Consider the following 21,924-nt stretch of genomic DNA (forward strand, 5'->3'; position numbering starts at 1 on the left):
GTTGCCTCCTCAGGGATGAAAACCCTAAGTGTATACCCGTCATACTTCAAGTTGCAGGTGCGTTGGCTGCATTCACTCACCCCAGTCACGTACTTATGTACGCTCCCGGGGATTCGTTCCCTTGCCGCCTTCCTGCAACTCGAATTATTTAGGGTATAGAGCACCATTAGTAGGTTATCCCGGGTGGATTAACGTCTGAAGACGTCACCGCTTCGCCCGCTTCCCCCCAGCGCGCCAGCACCTTTTGATAATCCCCGCGCTTAATCGCACCGTCCAGCGCAGCCTGCAACGCATACACCAGCCCATTGCCTTTTTTGGTTGTGGTGGCGACATAGGCTTTCTTCGGGCCTAATCCCACAACGCGGGTTTTGCCGGTTAACGCGGCTTTGTAGGCCGAAACGGACTGCGGTCCAAAGAAGACATCCGCCCTGCCGGACTGAATATAGAGATTGCCTGAGGCGTCGTCGGTCAGATAAACCGGCAACGCAGGCTCGCGTCCGGCCTTTTTATTCTCTTCGTTCCAGCCCAGCAGAATACGTTCCTGATTGGTGCCTGACCCGACAATCACCTTTTTACCGGCCAGATCTTTCGCACTGGTGATCGACTGTACGTTGCTGGTGGATTTCACCGAGAAGGCCAGGGAATCGACGCGATAGGTTGCAAAATCGAACTTCTCCTTACGTTGCTCGGTGACGGCGATATTCACCAACGCCACGTCATAGCGCCCGGAAGTGATCCCCAGCGGCCAGTCTTCCCACGCCGTTGGCACCAGCTTCAGCTTCAGCCCCAGACTGCCCGCCAGCAACCGGGCGATATCCGGGTCGCTGCCAATACGGGTGCGGTTATCACTGGCCAGCAGCGCCAGCGGCGGAGAATTCAGGGCTGAAATCGCCACCGTGAGGGTACCCGGCTCAACAAATTTATAGTTCGCCGGGATTTTCGCCACTGCCTGTTGATCAACCGTCACTGGCAGCGGCTGTTCGTTGGCCTTTAAATCAATGCTGGCGTGGCTCGCTGTCGTGAAGACCAGCCCCGCCAGGAGTCCATATTTCATCTGCGCTCCTTACAGCACTTTTGAGAGGAACTGGCGCGTTCGCGGATGCGACGGTCGGTTTAACACGTCGTCGCTGCTGCCCTGCTCCACAATTTTACCGTCGACCATAAATACCACCTGGTCCGCCACTTCCCGTGCAAAGCCGATCTCATGGGTGACCACCACCAGCGTAGTGCCGGAGCGGGCGAGCTTTTTAATCACGTCCAGCACTTCGCCAACCAGTTCCGGATCCAGCGCCGAGGTTGGTTCATCAAACAGCATCACGCGCGGGCGCAGCGCCAGCGCGCGGGCAATGGCAATGCGCTGCTGTTGGCCGCCGGAGAGGTGACGCGACCAGGCATCGGCTTTATCGCGCAGACCTACCACATCCAGAAGGCTGTAGGCGTTTTCAATAGCCTCTTTTTTACTGAACTTTTTATGCGCGATGGGTGCTTCAACCAGGTTTTCCAGCACCGTAAGATGCGGAAAAAGATTGAAGTTCTGAAACACGTACCCAACGTTGACGCGCTGTTTGAGGATCTCTTTCTCTTTGAGCTCGTAGAGTTTGTCACCCTGACGGCGATAGCCGATGTAATCCCCGTCAATCTGGATAAAGCCTTCGTCTACGCGCTCCAGATGGTTAATAGTGCGCAGCAGCGTCGATTTTCCCGATCCAGAGGGTCCGAGGATCACCGTCACGGAGCCCGGTGGGATCTCAAGCGTGACGTTATCGAGCGCTTTATGTCGGCCAAAAAACTTACTGACGCCGGTTATGGAAATGTGTCCTTCAGGAGAGGCTTGCATGAACGGGCTCCTGTGCTGACGAAGTGGTGACGGAACGCGCGCGGCTGGTCGCCCGGCTCTGGTTTACGGCGGAGCGGCGCTCGCTGCGGGCGAGTCCACGCTCAATAACATGCTGGATGGCAGACAGTACGGTGGTGATCACCAGATACCAGACGGCCCCCACCATCAACAGCGGGATCACCTCCTGGGTGCGGTTGTAGATCATCTGGATCGTGTAGAACAGTTCCGGCATCGCCAGCACGTAAACCATCGCCGTCCCTTTGGCGAGGCTGATGATTTCGTTAAACCCGGACGGCAGGATGGTACACAGCGCCTGGGGGAGAATTATGCGCACGGTGCGACGCCACGCCGGCAGACCCAGCGCAGCGGCCGCCTCATACTGACCGTGGTCGACCCCAAGGAAGCCCCCGCGAATGATCTCCGCCGTATAGGCGCTCTGCACCAGCGTCAGCCCCATGATGGCGGTAGAAAACTGCCCGAGAACGTTGATGGTTTCAAAGCTGCCCCAGGTAATGCCGGTAAAAGGCACGCCGAGAGAGAGCGTGTCGTAGAGATAGGAGAAGTTATAGAGGATAATCAGTACCACGATCAGCGGCAGCGATCGGAACAGCCAGATGTAACCCCACGCCAGGCTGCTCAACAGCCATGATGACGAGAGCCGCGCCAGAGCCAGCATGCCGCCAATCACCACGCTCAGTACGGTGCTTATCAACGTCAGCAGCAGCGTCTGTCCGACGCCTTCGAGGATCACCGGGTCAAAGAACCAGCGGGCAAATACCGCCCATTCCCAGCGCGGATTAAAGGCCACGGATTGGATCACGACCGCCAGCACAAACAGCGCCACCACGGCGCCAGCAGCGCGCAGCGGATAACGTGCCGGGACCACTTTTATGGTTTCAACGTTGCTCATCGTCGCTCCTTATGCGGTTTTGCTGAGCGCTTCGCGGATCAGCGTCTTGGTGAAACGCAGCCGACCGTCGAACGGCGGCTGGCTATACTCTTCGGGGTCGCGGTTGAGATCGAACTGCGGCTGATACCCCTGACTGAGATAGAGCCGCACCGCCTCCGGCTGACGAAACCCCGTAGTCAGGTAGATGTGGCTGTAGCCCGCCAGCACCGCCCGGCGCTCCAGCTCCTGTACCACGCGCGCGGCCAGTCCCTGCTGGCGCAGCGTTTTATTCGTCCAGATACGTTTGATCTCTGCGGTATGTTCGTCGAAGGGCTTGTACGCCCCGGTGGCGACGATCTCACCCTCGCGCTCCAGGACGATAAACAGCCCCTGCGGCGCCAGGTACCACTCTGTCAGCTCGACTTCCGCATCCTTTGAAAAGTAGTCGCCGTAACGAGCGGCGTACTCACCGAAAAGCCCCGCGATAATGGGCTGAAGATCGGCATCTTCCGGCGAAACGTCACGAAATTGTTCGCGCATAGCGCCTCCTTAATCGCCCAGACCCGCCGGGTTAACTTCGGAACTGGAGATACGCTCCACGCCTTCCCCCCAGCGGTTTAGCACTTTGTCGTAATCTCCGTTCTTGATCGCGCCGTTCAGCGCGGTTTGTACCGGTTCGACCAGGCCGCTGCCTTTTTTCAGCGTCACCGCGATATGCGCCGCCTTCGGCCAGCCGCCGTCGACGCTGCCGACAAGTTTGGTTTTACCGTTAAGCGCCGCTTTCCAGGCGCCGATCACGTTCGGGCCAAAGTAGGCGTCCGCGCGTCCCGACTGAAGCGCCAGCGTTTGGGCCGCGTCGTCTTTGGTGTAGATCGGCGTAAAGGGTTTAAGCCCTTTTTTGAGGTTCTCTTCGTTCCATGCCAGCAGAATGGCTTCCTGGTTGGTGCCGGAACCCACGATGATGCGCAGCCCGGCGATATCCTCTGCCTTCACAAGCGAGTTGATGGGACTGGTGGATTTCACGTAGAAGCCAAGTGAATCCTTGCGATAGGTGGCGAAGTCGAACTTCTCTTTGCGCGCTTTGGTGACGGTGATGTTGCTGATAGCCGCATCGTATTTCCCGGAGGCCACCCCCAGCGGCCAGTCCTCCCAGGAGGTGGGAACCACGTTCAGCTCCAGCCCAAGGCTGTCCGCCACCAGACGCGCAATGTCGACCTCACTTCCCAGCAGGGTCTTGTTGTCGTCGGAAAAGACCGTCAGCGGCGGTTGATTCAGTCCCGCTACCGCCACGGTAAATTTCCCCGGCACGGCAAAGCGATAGTCTTTCGGCAGTTGCGCGATCGCATCGCTGTTTTTGGCGGTATTGATCGGCGTTTTATTGGCCTCAATGCTCACGCCGGTGCCGTTAATATTGACGTTCTCTGCCCAGACGGCAGGGGTAAAAGCCAGCGCAAGCGCCAGAATAAGCGATGATTTCTGCATAGCGTTTTTCTCTTTTATTGTTGTGTGAACTGATTTTTGGGCTCGTCTAAGCCCAGACTTTCGCGCAGCGTGGTGCCGGGATAGTCGGTGCGGAACAGGCCGCGCGCCTGTAAAAGGGGGACCACCTGGTCGACAAAGCGCGGGAAGGTGTCCGGCGTACCGCCCTGAATGATGAAGCCATCCGCCGCCTTCTCCTCGAACCAGGCCTGTAAACCATCGGCCACCTGCTCCGGTGTGCCGGAAAAACGCGGGCGCGGCGATGCGGCTTCCAGCGCGACCTGACGCAGAGTTAAGTTGCGCTCACGGGCGTTACGCTTGATTTCATCGGTGGTGCTGCGGAAGCTGTTTTTGCCCAAATCGCCAATATCCGGGAACGGCGCGTCGAGGGAATACTGGCTGAAGTCGTGATGCTCGAAATAACGTCCAAGGTAATTCAGCGCATCATTAATGGAGACCAGTGCCGCCGTGGTTTGATACTGGTTTTCTACGTCATCGGCGTCGTTTCCAACAATCACGCTGACGCCCTGGAATATATATAAATCCCCTGCGCGGCGGCCGTGACTTTCCAGCTGCTGTTTAACATCGTGGTAAAAAGCCTGGGCTTCTTCCAGCGTGTCATGGTGGGTAAAAATCGCGTCAGCATGTTTTGCCGCCAGCTTTTTACCGTCGTCGGACGCACCAGCCTGAAAGACAATCGGACGTCCCTGCGGGGTGCGGCCAATATTCAGCGGGCCGGAAACCTGGAAGAAATCACCGTGGTGATCCAGAGTATGCAGTTTCGACGCATCAAAGAACTGTCCGCTCTCTTTATTGCGGATAAAGGCATCCCCTTCCCAGGAGTCCCACAGCCCTTTCACCACGTCGAGATACTCATCGGCAATGCGGTAGCGCAGCGCATGCTCCGGGTGTTTTTCGCGGGAGAAGTTCTTCGCTGACCCTTCCAGCGGCGACGTCACCACGTTCCAGCCCGCGCGTCCGTTGCTCAGGTGATCGAGGCTGGCGAACTGGCGTGCAGCGGTGAAAGGCTCGCTGTACGAGGTGGATAACGTGCCGACCAGCCCCAGGCGCGAGGTGATACTCGCCAGCGCGGACAACAGCGTCAGCGGCTCAAAGCGGTTTAAAAAATGCGGAATGGATTTCTCGTTAATATAAAGACCGTCGGCCACAAATATAAAGTCGAGCTTGCCCTCTTCTGCTTTTAAAGCCGTTTCTTTGACGAAATCAAAATTAATGCTGGCATCCGCGACCGCCGCCGGGTGGCGCCAGGCAGACATATTTCCGGATGCACCATGCAAAATGGTCCCCAGCCGCAATTGACGATGTGCAGACATATTCACCTCAAATTAATTAAACGTGTTGCAGGGCTTTTTCCGCGAGCTGAGCAAAATAGCGGGCAGCGGGTTCGATTAATGCTTCGTCCGGGTTAAATGCCGGGTGATGTAACCCAAACGGACTGTTGCTGCCAATGCTGACAAACGCGCCGGGTATGTTTTGCAGATAGACCGCGAAATCCTCCCCGCCCATGTGCAGTTCCGCATGCCGGGTTTCATATCCCGCTTCGCGCGCGACCGAGGTGGCAAACCCGGCCCAGTGTTCATCGTTCACCAGCGCGGTGGGCCCGGCGTACCAAGTGATGTTGATCTGCGCGCTAAAGGCGCTGGCAAATCCGGCGGCGATTTCACCGACGCGCGCTTTGACGTTCTGCTGCACTTCCGTACGGTGCGTGCGCAGCGTGCCCTCCAGCTCAACGCTTTCCGGCAGCACGTTCCAGGTATTCCCCCCGGCGATGCGCGTCACGCTCAGAACAACCGAATCCAGCGTATTGACGTTACGGCTGGCAACGCTTTGCAGCGCGGTCACCAGCTGGCTTGCCAGCACGATGGCGTCGTTGCCTTCATGGGGACGTGCGGCATGCGCGCCTTTGCCGGTAACATGAATAACGAAGCGATCGACGTTCGCATAGAATGGGCCGCCGCGCGTAGCAAACTCGCCGACCGGCAGTGAAGGCTCGTTATGCATTCCGAAAATCGCGCGTACGTCACGTAACGCCCCGGCCCGCACCATACTTTTTGCTCCGCCGAAATTCTCTTCCGCAGGCTGGAACAGGATCCGCACGCGACCGTTGAGCGAGGCTTCCCGCTCCTTTAGCTTTAACGCAGCGCCGAGGATCACGCTGGTGTGGATGTCATGGCCACAGGCATGCATCACCCCCGCACGCCGGGAGCTAAACGGCACCCCACTGCGCTCGTCGATGGGTAACGCGTCGATATCGGCGCGCAGCGCAACCAGTGCGTTGCCCGTGCCGATCTCCGCAACCAGCCCGGTCTGGAGATCGTAAGGCAGCGGTGCAATCCCGGCCGCCGTCAGCCACTCGCGCAGGCGCGCCGTTGTTTCGACCTCCTGACCGGAGAGTTCAGGGTTCTGGTGCAGCTCACGGCGCCAGGCAATCAGTTGTTCGCTAAAGCTCATACGGTCACCTCCCTGTTAAATCGCGCCTCGGCCAGCAGTCGCAGTGACTGCACGCGCGTTGCGCCATCAGCGACCGGCGTGTCGATGATAAATTCGTCAATTCCCCACTGCTGATGCAGCGCGTTGAGCTGTTCAAGCACCGAATCCGCCGTTCCGGCCAGCAGAGACTGCGCCCGACGCGCGATGCGCACCGGGTCACTCCCCGCCTGCCGCGCAAAGGCGTAGGCCTGTTCTTCGCTGGCCACGGTGACGCGCTGTCCGTTTACCAGCTCCACGCCCCACACTTCAACCTTCTGCGCCAGCGCATCGGCCTCAGCCTGGGTTGGGGCAACAATGACCTGCACGGCCACAATCACCTCCCGGACGCTGTGTTGACGCCACGCTGTGACGACCTCGCGCAGCAGCTCAGGATCACCGTTCAGATGGGCGGCAAAGACAAAATGCCAGTCGAGGGAGGCCGCCAGTAGCGCACTTTCGGTACTGGCGCCCAGCAGAAATCCCCGGGCAGGCACCGGCGGCAGCGGCGTGGCGCGAACGTCCTCCTCCGCTGACTGATTTTCAGGGCGGATCCAGCGATCAAGCTGCGTCAGTTGTTCAGTAAAGCTGCCTTTTTCCTGCGGATTTAGGCCGTACTGCAAGGCGCGGGTAGAGAGCGGCAGACCGCCGGGCGCTTTGCCAACGCCCAGATCAACCCGGCCCGGCGCAATGGCGGCCAGTACGTTAAAATTTTCGGCGACTTTATAGGGGCTGTAATGTTGCAGCATGACGCCGCCTGAGCCCACGCGAATACGTTTTGTTTGCCCGAGGATCCAGGCAATCAGCAGCTCCGGCGAGGGGCTGGCAAGCTGCGGGGTATTGTGGTGTTCGGCAATCCAGAAGCGGTGATAACCCAGCGTTTCTGCCTGTTGCGCCAGTGCTAAGGTTCGCGCCAGCGCATCGGCGGCTGTTTCGTGTTCTGCGACGGGGCTTTTATCCAGAATGCTGATTCGCCATGACATGTTGCGTTCTCGTTTGACTTAACATGTCGTCATTATTAAAGGCGGATTTCACCTCTGAGAAACAATTAATTTACATTTGGATTGCCGGAAATCAGCTATAGCTTACCGCTACTCGTTCGGATACTGCTCGTCGGTGACCTTCTCCAGCCATGCCACCGGGCTCCCGTCGACAGCTTCTGCGATGGCGATATGGGTCATGGCCGTCTGCACGCTTGCACCGTGCCAGTGCTTCACGCCGGGTGGGATCCAGGCGATATCACCCTGATTCAGCGGTTCCGCCTCTTTCCCCCACTCCTGTAACCAGCCGCGCCCCTGCGTCACGATCAGCGTTTGTCCAAGAGGATGCGTATGCCAGGCGGTACGTGCGCCGGGTTCAAAGGTGACGGTCGCGCCGCCGACTTTTGCCGGTTCAGTCGCCTGGAAAGGTGCGTCAATGCGCACGCTGCCGGTAAACCAGGCCTCTGGCCCATGAACGGAAGGTAGCGAACCGCTACGGATAATTTTCATGATCTACTCCTCGTTTGCTATTGCGTTAACAGTAGCGTAAAGCCATGGGGAGCATTAGAGTGCATAATCAGAAAGGAACTATGAGTTCAATTCATAAATAGGATAAGCCGCCATGTTAAAAGACAACTTCAACGATCTGCTCTCCTTTATGGTTGTCGCCCGGGAGCGCAGTTTTACCCGCGCCGCGGCGCAGCTTGGGGTATCTCAGTCGGCGCTCAGTCACGCAATGCGCAATCTGGAAGCGAGGCTGGAAGTCCGTCTGTTAACCCGCACCACCCGCAGCGTGGCCCCTACCGAGGCCGGCGAGCAACTTTTCATGCGCTTAAGCCCCCATCTGCTGGAGATCGAGCAGGAACTTACCGCGCTGCGTGATACCCGCGACAGACCTGCCGGGAATATTCGCCTAACCGCCGGGGAGCACGCCATGTCTGCCGTGCTGTGGCCTGTGCTTAAACCCTTTATGGCGCAGTATCCTGACATCAACGTTGAAGTCACGGTGGACGATGGGCTGACAGATATTGTCGATGGCCGCTTTGACGCGGGGGTGCGTCTGGGTGAGCAGGTGGCGAAAGATATGATTGCGATACGTATTGCCCCGGACATGCGCATGGCGGTCGTCGGGTCGGCAGACTATTTGCATCGTTTCGGGGTACCGGAAACGCCGGAGCAGCTTGATCAGCACCGCTGCATTAATATGCGCCTGCCCACACGCGGCGGATTATATGCCTGGGAATTTGAACGGGACGGACGTGAGCTGCGCGTGCGGGTTGACGGCCAATTGATCCTCAACAGCCTGCCGCAACGCATTGATGCCGCCGAAAACGGTCTGGGGCTGGCGTACGTCCCGGAAGATGCGGTTCAGGACGCCCTTGCTGAGGGCCGGTTAGTGCGTGTGCTTGAAGCCTGGTGTCCGGCTTTTGCCGGTTATCATCTCTTTTATCCGAGCCGCCGCCAGCACACTTCCGCGTTTTCATTACTTATCGCAGCTCTGCGGCATCCATAAGCTCTACCTATAGGTAACTATTAAGTAAACCTGATGATTAAATCAGCATTCGCCGACCTTTTTGCCTAAAAAAACGTCACGATTCAGCGCGTTGTGATCGCAGTCTGCTCTGACCACACGATTTCCTTCGACGAGCATCACTTTCGGCACGGTTATATTTTGCGTCGCTTATCAATTGCGGGTAGGATGCCTCGCCATGTTTTGCCTTATCCATACACAGAATGACTGGAAAGGCAGCATGTGTCTGCGCAGAAGCAATCGTTTGTTTCGGCTTCTTCCAGGCAGGACTATCACGTTAATGGTTCAGACAGGCAAACAGGTAACTCAATGAAAACAAGCAATAAAAGCGCAGCCGATCATCATGCTGCTAAACGTCGCTGGTTGAACTCTCATGAAGAGGGCTATCACAAGGCGATGGGCAACCGTCAGGTTCAGATGATCGCCATCGGCGGCGCTATCGGTACAGGTCTTTTTTTAGGTGCAGGCGCACGTCTGCAAATGGCTGGCCCCGCTCTCGCCCTGGTCTATCTGGTGTGCGGTATCTTCTCTTTCTTCATTCTTCGCGCCCTCGGCGAGCTGGTGCTCCACCGCCCTTCCAGCGGTAGCTTTGTCTCTTACGCCCGTGAATTTCTCGGTGAAAAAGCCGCGTATGTCGCGGGCTGGATGTACTTCGTTAACTGGGCAATGACCGGTATCGTCGATATTACCGCCGTTGCGCTGTACATGCACTACTGGGGCGCGTTTGGCGATGTGCCGCAGTGGGTGTTCGCCCTCGGGGCGCTGGCAATCGTCGGGACCATGAACATGATCGGCGTGAAATGGTTCGCCGAGATGGAGTTCTGGTTCGCGCTGGTGAAGGTGCTGGCCATTGTGATCTTCCTGGTGGTCGGGACCGTATTCCTCGGCACCGGTAAACCGCTGGACGGCAACGCCACCGGCTTCCACCTGATTACCGATAACGGTGGTTTCTTCCCGCACGGCCTGCTGCCAGCGCTGGTTCTGGTCCAGGGTGTGGTGTTCGCCTTTGCCTCCATCGAACTGGTCGGTACGGCGGCAGGTGAATGTAAAGATCCGCAGACGATGGTGCCAAAAGCCATCAACAGCGTGATCTGGCGTATCGGTCTGTTCTATGTGGGCTCCGTGGTATTGCTGGTACTGCTGCTGCCGTGGAATGCATACCAGGCGGGGCAAAGCCCGTTTGTGACCTTCTTCTCTAAGCTGGGCGTGCCGTACGTGGGCAGCATCATGAACATCGTGGTACTGACTGCCGCGCTCTCCAGCCTGAACTCCGGGCTCTATTCGACGGGCCGTATCCTGCGCTCCATGTCGATGGGGGGCTCTGCGCCGAAGTTTATGTCGAAGATGAGCAAGCAGCAGGTGCCTTACGCGGGTATTCTGGCTACGCTGGTGGTGTATATCTTTGGCGTGTTCCTGAACTATCTCGTGCCGTCTCAGGTGTTTGAGATCGTGCTGAACGTCGCTGCGCTGGGCATCATCGCCTCCTGGGCCTTTATCGTGGTGTGTCAGATGCGTCTGCGCAAAGCAATTAAAGAAGGGAAAGCGGCTGACGTCAGCTTCAAGCTGCCGGGCGCGCCGGTAACATCCTGGCTTACCCTGCTATTCCTGTTGAGCGTGCTGGTGCTGATGGCGTTCGACTACCCTAACGGCACCTACACCATCGCTACAATCCCGCTGCTGGCGGTGCTGTTGATTGCTGGCTGGTTTGGCGTGCGTAAACGCGTGAATGAAATCCACAGTACCGCCCCGGTTCATCCTGGAGATGACAAACAGGATGGTCCGCTGGTGGAAGAGACGTCGCGTTAATAAAAAAGCCGGGTGGCGGCTACGCCTTACCCGGCCTGCATTTCATTGTTTTCCAGGCCCGGTAAGCGCAGCGCCACCGGGCAATTCCCACCTTAAAGCGCGATACGAATCACATCGTCAGGCTGAGTGGCTTCCTGCTGACGGGTGGACTTCTGTTTCACCGTCACGTACAGCGTTTTACCGTCCGCAGACAGCGCCAGGCTGTTCGGGTAAACCGGCGTATCGAAGGTTTTGGTCACTTTGTAAGTTTTGGCGTCAATCACGCTCACCTTGCCCGCCTCGCGGTGCGTCACATAGGCTTCGTTACGCGCCGGGTTAAACAGTACGGCCAGCGATTCTGGCGCGGCGATTTTCTGCATTACGCTGCCATCTTTCAAATTCACCACCAGCACTTCAGGCTGTTTTGAATCCGTCACAAACGCACGCTGGCCAGCAGTGTCCAGGCTCAGGTTCAGGTAGAAGTGCTCTTTTCCGTCTTCCTGTACTTTCTTACGGCTGAGGATTTTGTTGGTCGCGGTATCAATGGTCACCAGCTCACCGTCCGCATTGGTGGTATACAGGCGTTTTGCCTTCGAATCCAGCGCCAGTCCGGTGCTGAACGTGCCGGTGTTCGTGATGGTGTCCTTCAGCTTCAGCGTTGCGCCATCAACAACCCAGATCACGCTCTCCTTGCCGATGCCGGTAATGTATACCGTATTGGTCGTGTCATCGGCCACCAGCTGGCGCGGCTGAAGCGGCTTCACCGTGTCGCTACGTTTGCGATCGTCCAGCACCAGGCGCCCTTTCACCTCGCTCGTTTTGGCGTCAATCGCCGTCACGGCACTGTTGACGGTGTTACCGAACCACAGCGTCTGGGTGGCGTTATCGATCGTGGCGCCAAACGGCTTGAGATCGTTATGAATCGCCTGCGTCACTTCCAGCGTGACCGGATCCAGACGATAGACCACGCCGCCCTTATCGGTTTTGCGGCTTTGTGACGTCGCAACCCACAGCGCGTTTTCCTGCTGGCTGACGGCCATTTCATACGCGCCCTTGCCGACCGCTTTGCGCAGCATCTCTTCAGCGGCATGAACCTGGAACGTACCGGCAAACAGTAAAGAGCCCAACAGCAGAGACCCACGCAGGCGCGGCGAGCACAGATGACGTAAAGACATAACAATTCCTTTTTAAATGAGGAGATTTACCGCTGACATCGCTTCCGGCGGGCAAAGTCATCGCTTTGCCGTTATTTTAATGAGAATAGTAATCATTAATGAGTTGAATGTGGAGTATTTCTTTCCTGCAAAACCTTACATTCACGAAATGTGCGGTTATAGTTTTCATAACATTTACAAAGGATTTAACATATATACACAGGTTCCAGTTGATTTGGTTCGAATTTTCTCTTAACCGGCTTACTCCATGAAAATTATTACTGCCCATAAGGCCTCACTACCCCTGTTGTTCGTTCCCGTCATTTTTGGCCCGCTGAGTGCGATGGCCGCGGATGAACAGACCCTGATCGTCAGCGCCACGCCGCAAACCGTCTCAGAACTGGACACCCCGGCCGCAGTCAGCGTGGTGAGCGGCGAGGATATGCGACATGCCACGCCGCGCATCAACCTTTCTGAATCCCTTGGGAGCGTACCTGGCCTGCAAATCCAGAACCGCCAGAACTATGCTCAGGATCTGCAACTTTCCGTTCGCGGATTCGGCGCGCGCTCAACCTTCGGCGTACGCGGGATCCGCATGTACGTGGACGGCATTCCGGCAACCATGCCCGACGGCCAGGGGCAGACATCAAACATTGACCTCAACAGCATAGAGAGCGTCGACGTGCTGCGCGGCCCCTTCTCTGCCCTGTACGGTAATGCCTCCGGCGGCGTGATCAACATCAACACCCAGACCGGACAACAGCCAGCCACCATTGAAGCCAGCAGCTATTACGGCAGCTACGGCACCTGGCGTTACGGTATGAAGGCCACCGGGGCGGTGGGTGATGGTACTCAGGCGGGCGATGTGGATTACGCCGTATCCACTACCCGTTTTACCACCCATGGCTATCGCGACCACAGCGGCGCGCGCAAAAACCTCGCCAACGCGAAACTGGGCGTGCGCATTAATGATGTCAGCAAGCTGACGCTGATTTTTAACAGCGTGGACATGAAAGCCAACGATCCAGGCGGACTGAGCTATCAGGAGTGGCAGAATAACCCGCGCCAGTCACCACGTGGCGATCAGTACAACACGCGTAAGACCATTAAGCAGACCCAGGCCGGGATCCGCTACGACCGTCAGCTGAGCGAACAGGACGACCTCAGCGTGATGATGTATGCCGGTGAGCGTGAAATGACTCAGTACCAGTCCATTCCGGCGTCCACTCAGCGCGAGAATCCTGCGCATTCGGGCGGTGTGATTGATATGCAGCGTCACTATCAGGGTATTGATACGCGCTGGACCCACCGCGGCGAACTGCTGGTTCCGGTGACATTTACCACCGGGTTGAACTACGAAAACATGAGCGAAAATCGTCGCGGGTATGAGAACTTCGTTATGGACAACGGCGTGCCAGATTATGGCGTGAAGGGTAATAAACGCCGTGACGAACGCAATCTGATGTGGAACCTGGATCCCTACCTGCAAACCCAGTGGCAGCTAACGCAAAAACTGTCCTTAGAGGCGGGCGTACGTTATAGCTCCGTCTGGTTTGACTCCAACGATCGTTACATTACCCCGCAAAACGGTGATGACAGCGGCGACGCCAGCTACCACAAATGGCTCCCGGCAGGTGCGGTGAAATACGCCGTGACCGACGCATGGAACCTGTATGCCGCGGCAGGACGGGGATTTGAGACGCCGACCATCAACGAACTTTCCTACCGTTCTGATGGCAAAGGTGGCCTCAATATGAACCTGCAACCGTCCACCAACAACACCTATGAGATTGGCAGCAAAACCCGCATCGGCAATGGCATCCTGACGGCGGCGCTGTTCCGCACGGATACCGACAATGAGATCGTGGTGGACGAAAGCAAGGATGGTCGCACGACTTATAAAAACGCGGGGAAAACGCGCCGCCAGGGTGTGGAAATTGCGCTCGACCAGCAGTTTGCCGAGAACTGGAAGCTGAAGATGGCGTGGACCTATCTTGATGCCACCTACCGCACCAACGTCTGTAGCAATGCAGACTGTAGCGGCAACCGGATGCCGGGGATCGCCCGTAACATGGGATATGTGTCGTTTGGCTGGGAGCCTGAGGAAGGCTGGTACGCGGGGACAGATGCCCGCTACATGAGCGATGTCATGGCCAACGATACCAACACCGCTAAAGCGCCCTCTTATACCGTTGTGGGCCTGAATACCGGCTATAAACTCAACTACGGCAAATGGGGAATGGACGTCTTTGGTCGCGTCGATAACCTGTTCGATAAAGATTACGCCGGTTCAGAGATTGTTAACGCTGGCTACAACCGCTATTACGAACCTGCCCCTGGTCGCAACTATGGCGTGGGCCTGTCGGTCTCTTATCGTTTTGAGTAAACCATTCTCCGGCAGCGCACGTTGCCGGTAAAAAAATAAGCAAAATAACATCATTCCCGGTTGCCTGATGCGCCGGGAATATAATCAAGGACGTTTGATACAAATAAACAAATAAGTGCGCCAGAGGGATCCTTAACTGTAGTATTGCCGTTGCAGAAGAATATTGGCTTCATCAATGGCTTTGTCGATCGCTTCCCGGCTGGCCGTCACATCCCTTTGCTCAAGCGCAGAAAGCAGATCGTCATAATGATAGGTCGCTGCGGGAACCTCGCTTAACTCTTCATGCAGATAGTGAATGCACGGACCAATCCGTACCCAGAGCTGCTCAATCAGCGAGTGAAGGGTCGGCATCTCGGCATACTGATAGAGCGTGAACCGGAACACGCGGTTGGCATGGATCGCTTTCTGTACATCGCCCTGATGCATGGCGGCACTGAAGTTATCTGACAGCGCGCGTAACGCATCCAGTTTGGTCTCGGTCATATTCTGGCACGCCGCCGCAACGGCCATCGGTTCAAGCTGCTTTCTGATGGCGTTAATTTCGTTATAGCGTTCCAGCGTCACTTCTGGCACCAAAAACGCCTGCGCTGGCGTGGCCTGTAATGCCCCCGCCGACACCAGGCGCAGCAGGGCTTCGCGCACCGGTGTGATACTGGTGCCCAATTTATCCGCAATCTCTTTTGTAACGAGTCGAGCCCCAGGTTTTAATGAGCCCGTAATTAATGCTCCCTTTAAACTGTTCTCTACTTGCAAAGTCAGACTGATTCTTTGTGCTTTTTCCATATGTTCCAAATCAAGCATGTTTAATTCCCGTAGCCAAACAAAATGCCATTTTCAGCGTCTGTTTAAAAAAACATCGCCGGTTAGATATATCCTGTATCGTCATGCCTGGTATGAGGGGCGCGCGTAATATTAAAATCGCTCAAATAATATTGCATTTTTCACTTCTGGCTCAGCTGGGCCGAGGCGCGCAAAGCTTATGGATTAATTAAAGACAATATATCGTATCTTCACAAATAATTATGGCGGACACTGCCCGCCATAACCGATGCTCTGTTTAGTCGGCCGCCACGCGGATCACAACCTTGCCGAAGTTTTTCCCCTCAAGCAGGCCAATCAGGGCGTCCGGCGCCGCGTCCAGCCCTTCCGTAACCTGCTCGCGATAGTGAATTTTGCCTTCCTGCACCCAGCGGCCCATTTCCTGCTGGAACTCGTCAATACGATGACCATAGTCCTGCGCGATAATAAAACCCTGCATACGGATGCGTTTTTTCAGGATGGTCCCCATCAGTAGCGGTAAGCGGTCCGGACCCTCCGGCAGGTTGGTCGCATTGTAGCCGCTGACCAGTCCGCAAACCGGCACGCGCGCGGAGGTATTCAAGAGCGGCAGCACGGCGTCAAAGACTTTACCGCCGACGTTTTCGTAATACACATCAATGCCCTGCGGGCAGGCTTTAGCCAGTTGTTCGTCAAAATCATCCGCATGGTGATCCAGACAGGCATCGAAACCGAGCACGTCGACAGCATGACGGCATTTCTCCTCCCCGCCAGCCACGCCGATGACCCGGCATCCTTTGATTTTACCGATCTGCCCCACCGTTGCGCCGACCGGCCCCGTGGCCGCCGCCACGACAAGGGTTTCCCCTGCCTGAGGCTGGCCGATATCGAGCAGCCCCATATACGCGGTGAAGCCCGGCATCCCTAGCACGCCGAGTGCCCATGAAGGATGCGACGGGTTTTGACCCAACTTAACCAGCCCCTGCCCGTCGGATAGTTCATACTCCTGCCAGCCGCTGTAACCCAGAACCCATTCACCCTCTTTATAATCCGGATGACGGGAGGTCTCGACGCGGCTTACCGTGCCGCCCACCATCACCGCGCCAATCTCGACCGGAGGTGAATAGGATGGCGCATCGCTCATACGGCCTCGCATGTACGGATCAAGCGAGAGCCATACGGTGCGTAATAACACCTGCCCCTCTGCGGGCGCGGGGATCGGCTGCTCTTCCAGGCGGAAATTATCGGCAACCGGCGCGCCGTGTGGACGGGAAGCCAGTACCCAGCGTCGGTTTTGCGTAGTAGATTGACTCATTCATCGCTCCTTACTGCTGAAAATGTCATTCAAGTCTGGCACGTTATCCTGCGGATCGCCTGTGCATTATGAGCCGGACTGATTAAGCCGCACGACCAGATAAAGGCACGATTCATCCGTTTCGTTGATAAACCGGCAGTCGTTCGGCGGCCCGAGTTCCAGACAATCTCCGGCCTTCATTTCATGGCGAGTATCCCCCTCCAGAAAGACCAGTTCACCTGCCTGCAACCAAATCAGCTGTCGTGCCAGCGCATAAGAGGAGGCGGGCATCGGCACATCGCTACCTGCGGGTAGCTCCACCTGGACGAGGTCGATAGGCATATCGCTGCGCGGCGACACATGGCGACGCAAATAGTGGGTTTGCGGATCGCGCCAGACGGGCTGATTCGCCAGACGTAACAGTTTGCCCTCCTGCATTTCCGCGCGCGCAATAAGCGTAGACATGCTAATACCGAAGGCACCGGATAACCGCGCAAGCAGCGTCGCCGTTGGGCTACTGTCTCCCCGTTCAATCTTGTGGATCATGGCGCGTGAGATACCTGCCCGTTCGGCCAGTTCGCTTAATGACCAGCCCCGCGACTCGCGTTCAAGGCGTATGCGGGCGCTAATGCGTTGATTCATATTGTCTGTCATTGTATTCATGACGTCATACTATAGTGTACGGATGGTTTTTCGGGGCAGTTTTGTGACAAAAAATAGGGATTTTGTCGTAGCGATGCAATATAAGAACTGTGTAATATTGTGAGTAAATCGTACTACTATAGTGAACAACACAGCCAGAGGTTACCCATGATTGTTCGTCATGCCTGCAAAGAAGATTGTGCCGCTATCGGTGAAATTTATAACCATGCGGTGCTGCACACCGCCGCCATCTGGAATGATAAAACTGTCGACACCGATAACCGTATCGCATGGTTTGAGGCGCGTACTCTGTCGGGTTATCCAGTGCTGGTCAGTGAAGAAGACGGAGTGGTGACGGGATACGCCTCATTTGGCGACTGGAGAGCGTTCGACGGATTTCGCCACACGGTGGAGCACTCGGTGTACGTTCATCCCGAACATCAGGGCAAAGGCATTGGCCGGCTGCTGATGACGGAGTTAATCAAGGAAGCCCGCCAGATCGGTAAACACGTGATGGTTGCCGGTATTGAGGCGCAGAACCAGGCGTCAATTCATCTGCACGAAACCCTGGGCTTTATTACCACCGGCAATATGCCGCAGGTGGGAACCAAATTCGGTCGCTGGCTGGACTTAACCTTTATGCAGCTCCAGCTTGATGAGCGCAGCGTTCCGGATGCTCTGCCATGAATCAATCGTTGACGTTAGCGTTTCTGGTAGCCGCCGGGATTGGGCTGGTGGTGCAAAACACCCTGATGGTGCGCATTACGCAATCTTCCTCCACCATTCTTATCGCCATGCTGCTGAACTCGCTGGTGGGGATTGTGCTGTTTGTCAGCATTTTGCTGGTGAAAAATGGCCTGGCGGGGTTTAACGAACTGGCGTCAACGGTGCGCTGGTGGACGTTGATCCCCGGCCTGCTGGGGTCTTTTTTTGTCTTTGCCAGTATTAGCGGCTATCAGAATGTGGGCGCGGCAACGACCATTGCCGTCCTGGTGGCAAGCCAGCTGATTGGCGGTCTGGTGATGGACATCCTCAAGAGCAACGGCGTTCCCCTGCGCGCGCTGGTTGGCCCGGTCTGCGGCGCAGTGATGCTGGTGGTCGGCGCCTGGCTGGTGGCACGGCGCCAGTTTTAACCCTTACAGAATAGTCCCGCCCTGGGTGAGGTGGGCATGGCGTGCCTCCGCCTCTTCTTTATGCTGCTTACCATGATGCGCAATCGCGGTACGCAGGCGCTGCTGCTGGGTATAGCGATCTTCACGGCTGAGCTCTGCATCATCGCTTAATTCGATCAGCAGTTCGTTCATGTGAGTAATTACGCTCTCTTGGATGGTGGCATCGACGCGGGCGATAACATCATTTAAATGTGACATTGTCACTCCTTTTCACGTGCCCGGTGGCGCTACGCTTACCGGGCCTACATTTGAAACCCGTAGGCCGGGTAAGGCATAGCCGCCACCCGGCAAAATACGATCAGTTCAGCTTCGCTTTCGAGAAATCGCTGCCCATCAGGCTTACGCTGTACCCGGTCACATTGCTGCGGGTCGCGTAGAACGTTTTGCCGTTAGCTAACGCAATCCACGGTGCCTGCTGGTAGAAAATCTCCTGTGCCTGACCATACAGCTTCGCACGTTCGTCCGGGTTGCTGGTCAGTTTGGCCTTTTGCACCAGCTCATCATACCCCTTATCACACCAGCGCGCGGCGTTAGATCCGGTTTTGATGCTGTTACAACCCAGTAGCACATCGGCGAAGTTGTCCGGATCGCCGTTATCAGACATCCAGCCGAACAGCGCGGAATCATGCTCGCCTTTGCGCATGCCGGAGAGATATTCCCCCCACTCGTAAGAGACGATTTTCGCCTTCACGCCCACCTTCGCCCAGTCAGCCTGGATCATCTCTGCAATGCGTCGGGAGTTCGGGTTGTACGGACGCTGAACCGGCATGGACCAGAGGGTCACTTCCGCGCCTTTCTCCAGACCCGCCTGCTTCAGCAGCGCTTTCGCTTTTTCAGGATCGTAGCCGTAATCCTTCAGTTCTTTATTAAAGCCGAGCATGTTCGGCGGGATCGGCGATTTAGCGATCGTACCAGACCCCATAAAGACCGCGTTCACAATGGCTTTTTTGTCCGTCGCGTAATTCAGAGCCTGGCGCACCAGCACGTTATCAAACGGTTTTTTCTCTGTGTTGAACGCCAGGTACCCCACATTCAGCGCATCCACCGAGTGCAGCGTCAGGTCTTTGTTTTTCTTGATCGCTTCAAACTGCACCGGCGACGGCGCAGGAATGATCTGACACTCGTTCGTTTGCAGCTTCGCCAGACGCGTCTCAACGTTTGGCGTGATGGAGAAGATCAGGTGTTTGGTCGGCACCTCTCCCTCCCAGTAGTTCGGGTTGGCGACGTAGCGGATAAGCGAATCCACCTTGTACTGCTGAAGCACATACGGCCCGGTGCCGATTGGCCAGGTGTCCACATTTTCAGGCGTGCCCTTTTTCAGCATCGCGTCCGCGTACTCGGCAGAGAGGATCGAGGCGAAGTCCATTCCCCAGTCGGCCAGGAAAGCCGCGTTGGGTTCGCTCAGCGTGAACTGAACATGATAATCGTCGATCTTTTTCACATCCTGAATGAGCTTGTCGAGACCCACGTCATTAAAGTATTCGTAATTACCCTGGGAAACATTGTGATAGGGATGCTTAGGGTCTTTCTGACGCATAACGGAGAAAATAACGTCATCAGCGTTAAAATCACGGGTCGGTTTGAAGTATTTATTGCTGTTGAATTTCACCCCTTTACGCAGGGTAAACGTGTATGTTTTGCCGTCTGGCGAAATGGTCCACGACTCCGCAAGAGAAGGCACCGGCGTGTTTTTTACCGGGTCGAAGTTAATCAGACGGTTATACAGCGTTTGCGAGCTGGCGACAAACGAGGGGCCAGAGCTGGCGATCTGCGGGTTAAACGACTCCGGCGACGCCTCGGAGCAGTAGATAATGGTGTCTTTGTTTGCCGCCCATGCGGCGCTTGCCGGTAGCAGCGCGCTCAGCGCGAGGGCGAGCACGGTTTTCCCTGTAAACATAATTATTACCCTTTCGGTTTTATTATAGTGAACAGTAATAACAGCACAGACGTTTTGGCCTGACAAATAACGAATCACTATCAGGTTATTCTAAAGCCGTACATTTCGCTGGTTTTAACATCAGCCCGCAGAAACCGATTTGCCTTAAGGTCCATTATTCGTCAAGCACAACCGTTACGATCAATGCCGCAAGAAATCGTCCCTTTTGTCGTCTCCTCCGCCGTTTGCTTGCTTACCTGATTCGCTAAAGTAATGGCGTGAAGAAGTCTACAGGACCAAATCGTGGCAAAAACACTTTTACGCAGCGGCAATCTGGATGATTTTCAGGCCGTTGGCGGCGGCGGACAGGCCGTTTTTGAATCAGCGCTGCAAATCCGCGAAGCGCTTCGGTTGCGCAAACAGCAGGCTATCGTCGATTGCCTGGCCATTCCTCAGGTCAATGACGGCGGCGATCGCGTTGACTGGTACTCCCCGGTTGAGGGAACCGTCTCCAGCTGGAAGGCGGCGGATGAAGACGAGCGTTTTCGCGCCCTGCGCTATCTGGAAAACACGCTCGCCAGCATGGAGTCGCTGAGTAAAAAATGCCTTCAGTCACCGAAAACGGCGCAGCAACTGTTTGGATCTCTGCTCTCTAAAGCTTTCCAGTTTCCCGGTGAAAACTTTGTTTTCCTGGTGGATGGCAAACCGGTGATCTGCTTCTGGGGTTTCGTCAGTCTTAACGAAAACGCGCGCGACGACGTGCTGGACTGCCTGCGCGAATCGTTGGTCCCTGAACCTGAACCCGTGATGATTAACGAACCTGAACCTGAGCCAGAACCGGCCCCGGTGGTGACCTTCGAGCAGGCCGACGCGCCGCTTATCACGCCTGTGGCTACCGTCCGTATCACCGAAGATGAGCTGTATACGCCAGAGCCGGTGCGCATGAACACCGTGCCGTCAGAGCCCGCACCAGCGGTGGTGCAGAAAAAACGTCGCTCCCCCCTGTGGTTGCTGCCGGTTGCCGCCGTCATTATTGCAGCCATTGCCACGCCGCTGCTCTGGCCAAAACAGGCCCCGACCGCAGCGCCAGTTACCTCACCAGCGCCAGCACCTGTCGCCATTGCTCCGGCCCCCGTGAAGACGGTTGAGCCGCTTGAGCTGAAACTCCCGCTGCACCAGGCAGAAGTGGTAGAGCCCAAGGTGAAGACGCCTGCCCCGGCAGCCGAACCGGTGGTCATTACCGCTATCCCGAAAGATGCGATGGTGATGGAGGCAAACCAGGTCAAAGCGGGGTTAACGCGCTTCCTGAACGGCACCTGGCGCGCGTTTCTCGATGTGCAGGATCCGCTCACCGGCAAACCGCCGTCTCTGCGCTACCAGATCCAGAACAATAAAGGTTTCGCCCGGGTCGTGCATGGCGACAACATTGTCTGCCGGGTAGACGTCTTTTCCGGATTACACAGCAACGGCGAGCTGTTGATCAAAACGCGCGGAAACGCTCGTTGCACCGACGGTTCACGCTATCCGATGCCGGAAGTGACCTGTAAGGCAGGTGCCAGCGACGTGGCGGAATGTACCGCACGTTACGATGCCAACACCGTCGTTCCTCTGACGTTCAAGAAAGCAGGTGTCTGA

Annotated in this window: 19 protein-coding genes and 1 pseudogene; 6 read left to right on the top strand and 14 right to left on the bottom strand. The window is 56.4% G+C overall.

The features are described from left to right. Positions 1-166: 166 nt before the first annotated feature. The 8 genes and pseudogenes from ACOT1A_RS15340 to ACOT1A_RS15375 form a co-directional block, all read right to left on the bottom strand. Entirely contained in the window at positions 167-1,054 is an 888-nt protein-coding gene (locus tag ACOT1A_RS15340; protein ID WP_022648225.1) for a transporter substrate-binding domain-containing protein, read from the bottom strand. A 9-nt stretch (positions 1,055-1,063) separates the two neighbouring features. Then, the gene (locus tag ACOT1A_RS15345) at positions 1,064-1,837 is read right to left on the bottom strand and encodes an amino acid ABC transporter ATP-binding protein (RefSeq protein ID WP_022648226.1); all 774 of its coding nucleotides are present in this window, start codon (positions 1,835-1,837) and stop codon (positions 1,064-1,066) included. Next, on the bottom strand, positions 1,821-2,747 hold the full coding sequence (locus ACOT1A_RS15350) for an amino acid ABC transporter permease (protein ID WP_276170144.1): 927 nt from the start codon (positions 2,745-2,747) through the stop codon (positions 1,821-1,823). The genes ACOT1A_RS15345 and ACOT1A_RS15350 overlap by 17 nt, the downstream gene beginning before the upstream one ends. Positions 2,748-2,756: 9 nt before the next feature. Further along, positions 2,757-3,266: a GNAT family N-acetyltransferase gene (locus ACOT1A_RS15355; protein WP_058646550.1), complete on the bottom strand. Its 510-nt coding sequence runs from the start codon at positions 3,264-3,266 to the stop codon at positions 2,757-2,759. 9 nt (positions 3,267-3,275) lie between these two features. Next, a pseudogene (locus ACOT1A_RS15360) lies at positions 3,276-5,539 on the bottom strand (NtaA/DmoA family FMN-dependent monooxygenase). A gap of 16 nt (positions 5,540-5,555) precedes the next feature. After that, a complete protein-coding gene (locus ACOT1A_RS15365; RefSeq protein ID WP_017382285.1) occupies positions 5,556-6,677 on the bottom strand; it encodes an amidohydrolase in 1,122 nt (373 codons plus the stop codon). Further along, positions 6,674-7,675, bottom strand: coding sequence for an MsnO8 family LLM class oxidoreductase (locus tag ACOT1A_RS15370; RefSeq protein WP_023306275.1), 1,002 nt, complete (start codon positions 7,673-7,675; stop codon positions 6,674-6,676). The genes ACOT1A_RS15365 and ACOT1A_RS15370 overlap by 4 nt, the downstream gene beginning before the upstream one ends. A 108-nt stretch (positions 7,676-7,783) precedes the next feature. Beyond that, complete coding sequence (locus ACOT1A_RS15375) at positions 7,784-8,182, bottom strand: (R)-mandelonitrile lyase (RefSeq protein WP_032624190.1); 399 nt, start codon at positions 8,180-8,182, stop codon at positions 7,784-7,786. Between the two features lie 112 nt (positions 8,183-8,294). On the opposite strand from ACOT1A_RS15375, the gene ACOT1A_RS15380 reads away from it, so the two are divergent. Together ACOT1A_RS15380 and ansP are read left to right on the top strand one after the other, a co-directional pair. Next, positions 8,295-9,185 (top strand): LysR family transcriptional regulator, encoded by an 891-nt coding sequence (locus ACOT1A_RS15380; protein WP_276170145.1) that lies wholly within the window; start codon positions 8,295-8,297, stop codon positions 9,183-9,185. A gap of 327 nt (positions 9,186-9,512) precedes the next feature. Next, on the top strand, positions 9,513-11,009 hold the full coding sequence (gene ansP, locus ACOT1A_RS15385; RefSeq protein ID WP_022648235.1) for an L-asparagine permease: 1,497 nt from the start codon (positions 9,513-9,515) through the stop codon (positions 11,007-11,009). Between the two features lie 92 nt (positions 11,010-11,101). On the opposite strand, the gene ACOT1A_RS15390 is transcribed toward ansP, so the two are convergent. Then, positions 11,102-12,163 (bottom strand): YncE family protein, encoded by a 1,062-nt coding sequence (locus tag ACOT1A_RS15390; protein ID WP_206227662.1) that lies wholly within the window; start codon positions 12,161-12,163, stop codon positions 11,102-11,104. 247 nt (positions 12,164-12,410) lie between these two features. Here ACOT1A_RS15390 and pqqU point away from each other — a divergent pair, with 247 nt between their 5' ends. Next, positions 12,411-14,528 (top strand): TonB-dependent receptor PqqU, encoded by a 2,118-nt coding sequence (gene pqqU / locus ACOT1A_RS15395; protein ID WP_276170146.1) that lies wholly within the window; start codon positions 12,411-12,413, stop codon positions 14,526-14,528. Between the two features lie 132 nt (positions 14,529-14,660). Here pqqU and ACOT1A_RS15400 read toward each other — a convergent pair whose 3' ends face one another. The 3 genes from ACOT1A_RS15400 to ACOT1A_RS15410 all read right to left on the bottom strand — a co-directional run bounded on the left by ACOT1A_RS15400 (position 14,661) and on the right by ACOT1A_RS15410 (position 17,262). After that, a complete protein-coding gene (locus ACOT1A_RS15400) occupies positions 14,661-15,329 on the bottom strand; it encodes a GntR family transcriptional regulator (protein ID WP_022648238.1) in 669 nt (222 codons plus the stop codon). A 256-nt stretch (positions 15,330-15,585) separates the two neighbouring features. Beyond that, positions 15,586-16,620: an NADP-dependent oxidoreductase gene (locus tag ACOT1A_RS15405; RefSeq protein ID WP_276170147.1), complete on the bottom strand. Its 1,035-nt coding sequence runs from the start codon at positions 16,618-16,620 to the stop codon at positions 15,586-15,588. A 66-nt stretch (positions 16,621-16,686) separates the two neighbouring features. After that, positions 16,687-17,262 (bottom strand): helix-turn-helix domain-containing protein, encoded by a 576-nt coding sequence (locus tag ACOT1A_RS15410; RefSeq protein WP_017382277.1) that lies wholly within the window; start codon positions 17,260-17,262, stop codon positions 16,687-16,689. A gap of 147 nt (positions 17,263-17,409) precedes the next feature. Between ACOT1A_RS15410 and ACOT1A_RS15415 the strand changes: the two genes are divergently transcribed. Both ACOT1A_RS15415 and ACOT1A_RS15420 read left to right on the top strand, forming a co-directional pair. Beyond that, positions 17,410-17,928 (top strand): GNAT family N-acetyltransferase, encoded by a 519-nt coding sequence (locus ACOT1A_RS15415; protein ID WP_048966811.1) that lies wholly within the window; start codon positions 17,410-17,412, stop codon positions 17,926-17,928. Next, complete coding sequence (locus ACOT1A_RS15420; RefSeq protein ID WP_022648242.1) at positions 17,925-18,374, top strand: DMT family transporter; 450 nt, start codon at positions 17,925-17,927, stop codon at positions 18,372-18,374. The genes ACOT1A_RS15415 and ACOT1A_RS15420 overlap by 4 nt, the downstream gene beginning before the upstream one ends. Before the next feature lie 3 nt (positions 18,375-18,377). Here ACOT1A_RS15420 and ACOT1A_RS15425 read toward each other — a convergent pair whose 3' ends face one another. Together ACOT1A_RS15425 and ACOT1A_RS15430 are read right to left on the bottom strand one after the other, a co-directional pair. Further along, positions 18,378-18,611: a YdcY family protein gene (locus ACOT1A_RS15425; protein WP_058646539.1), complete on the bottom strand. Its 234-nt coding sequence runs from the start codon at positions 18,609-18,611 to the stop codon at positions 18,378-18,380. A 100-nt stretch (positions 18,612-18,711) separates the two neighbouring features. Beyond that, a complete protein-coding gene (locus ACOT1A_RS15430; protein ID WP_276170148.1) occupies positions 18,712-20,310 on the bottom strand; it encodes an ABC transporter substrate-binding protein in 1,599 nt (532 codons plus the stop codon). A gap of 282 nt (positions 20,311-20,592) precedes the next feature. Between ACOT1A_RS15430 and ACOT1A_RS15435 the strand changes: the two genes are divergently transcribed. Next, positions 20,593-21,924: an SrfA family protein gene (locus ACOT1A_RS15435; RefSeq protein ID WP_276170149.1), complete on the top strand. Its 1,332-nt coding sequence runs from the start codon at positions 20,593-20,595 to the stop codon at positions 21,922-21,924.

Source organism: Enterobacter cloacae complex sp. SYL003 (genome assembly GCF_049236925.1).
Taxonomy (GTDB): Bacteria; Pseudomonadota; Gammaproteobacteria; order Enterobacterales; family Enterobacteriaceae; genus Enterobacter; species Enterobacter intestinihominis.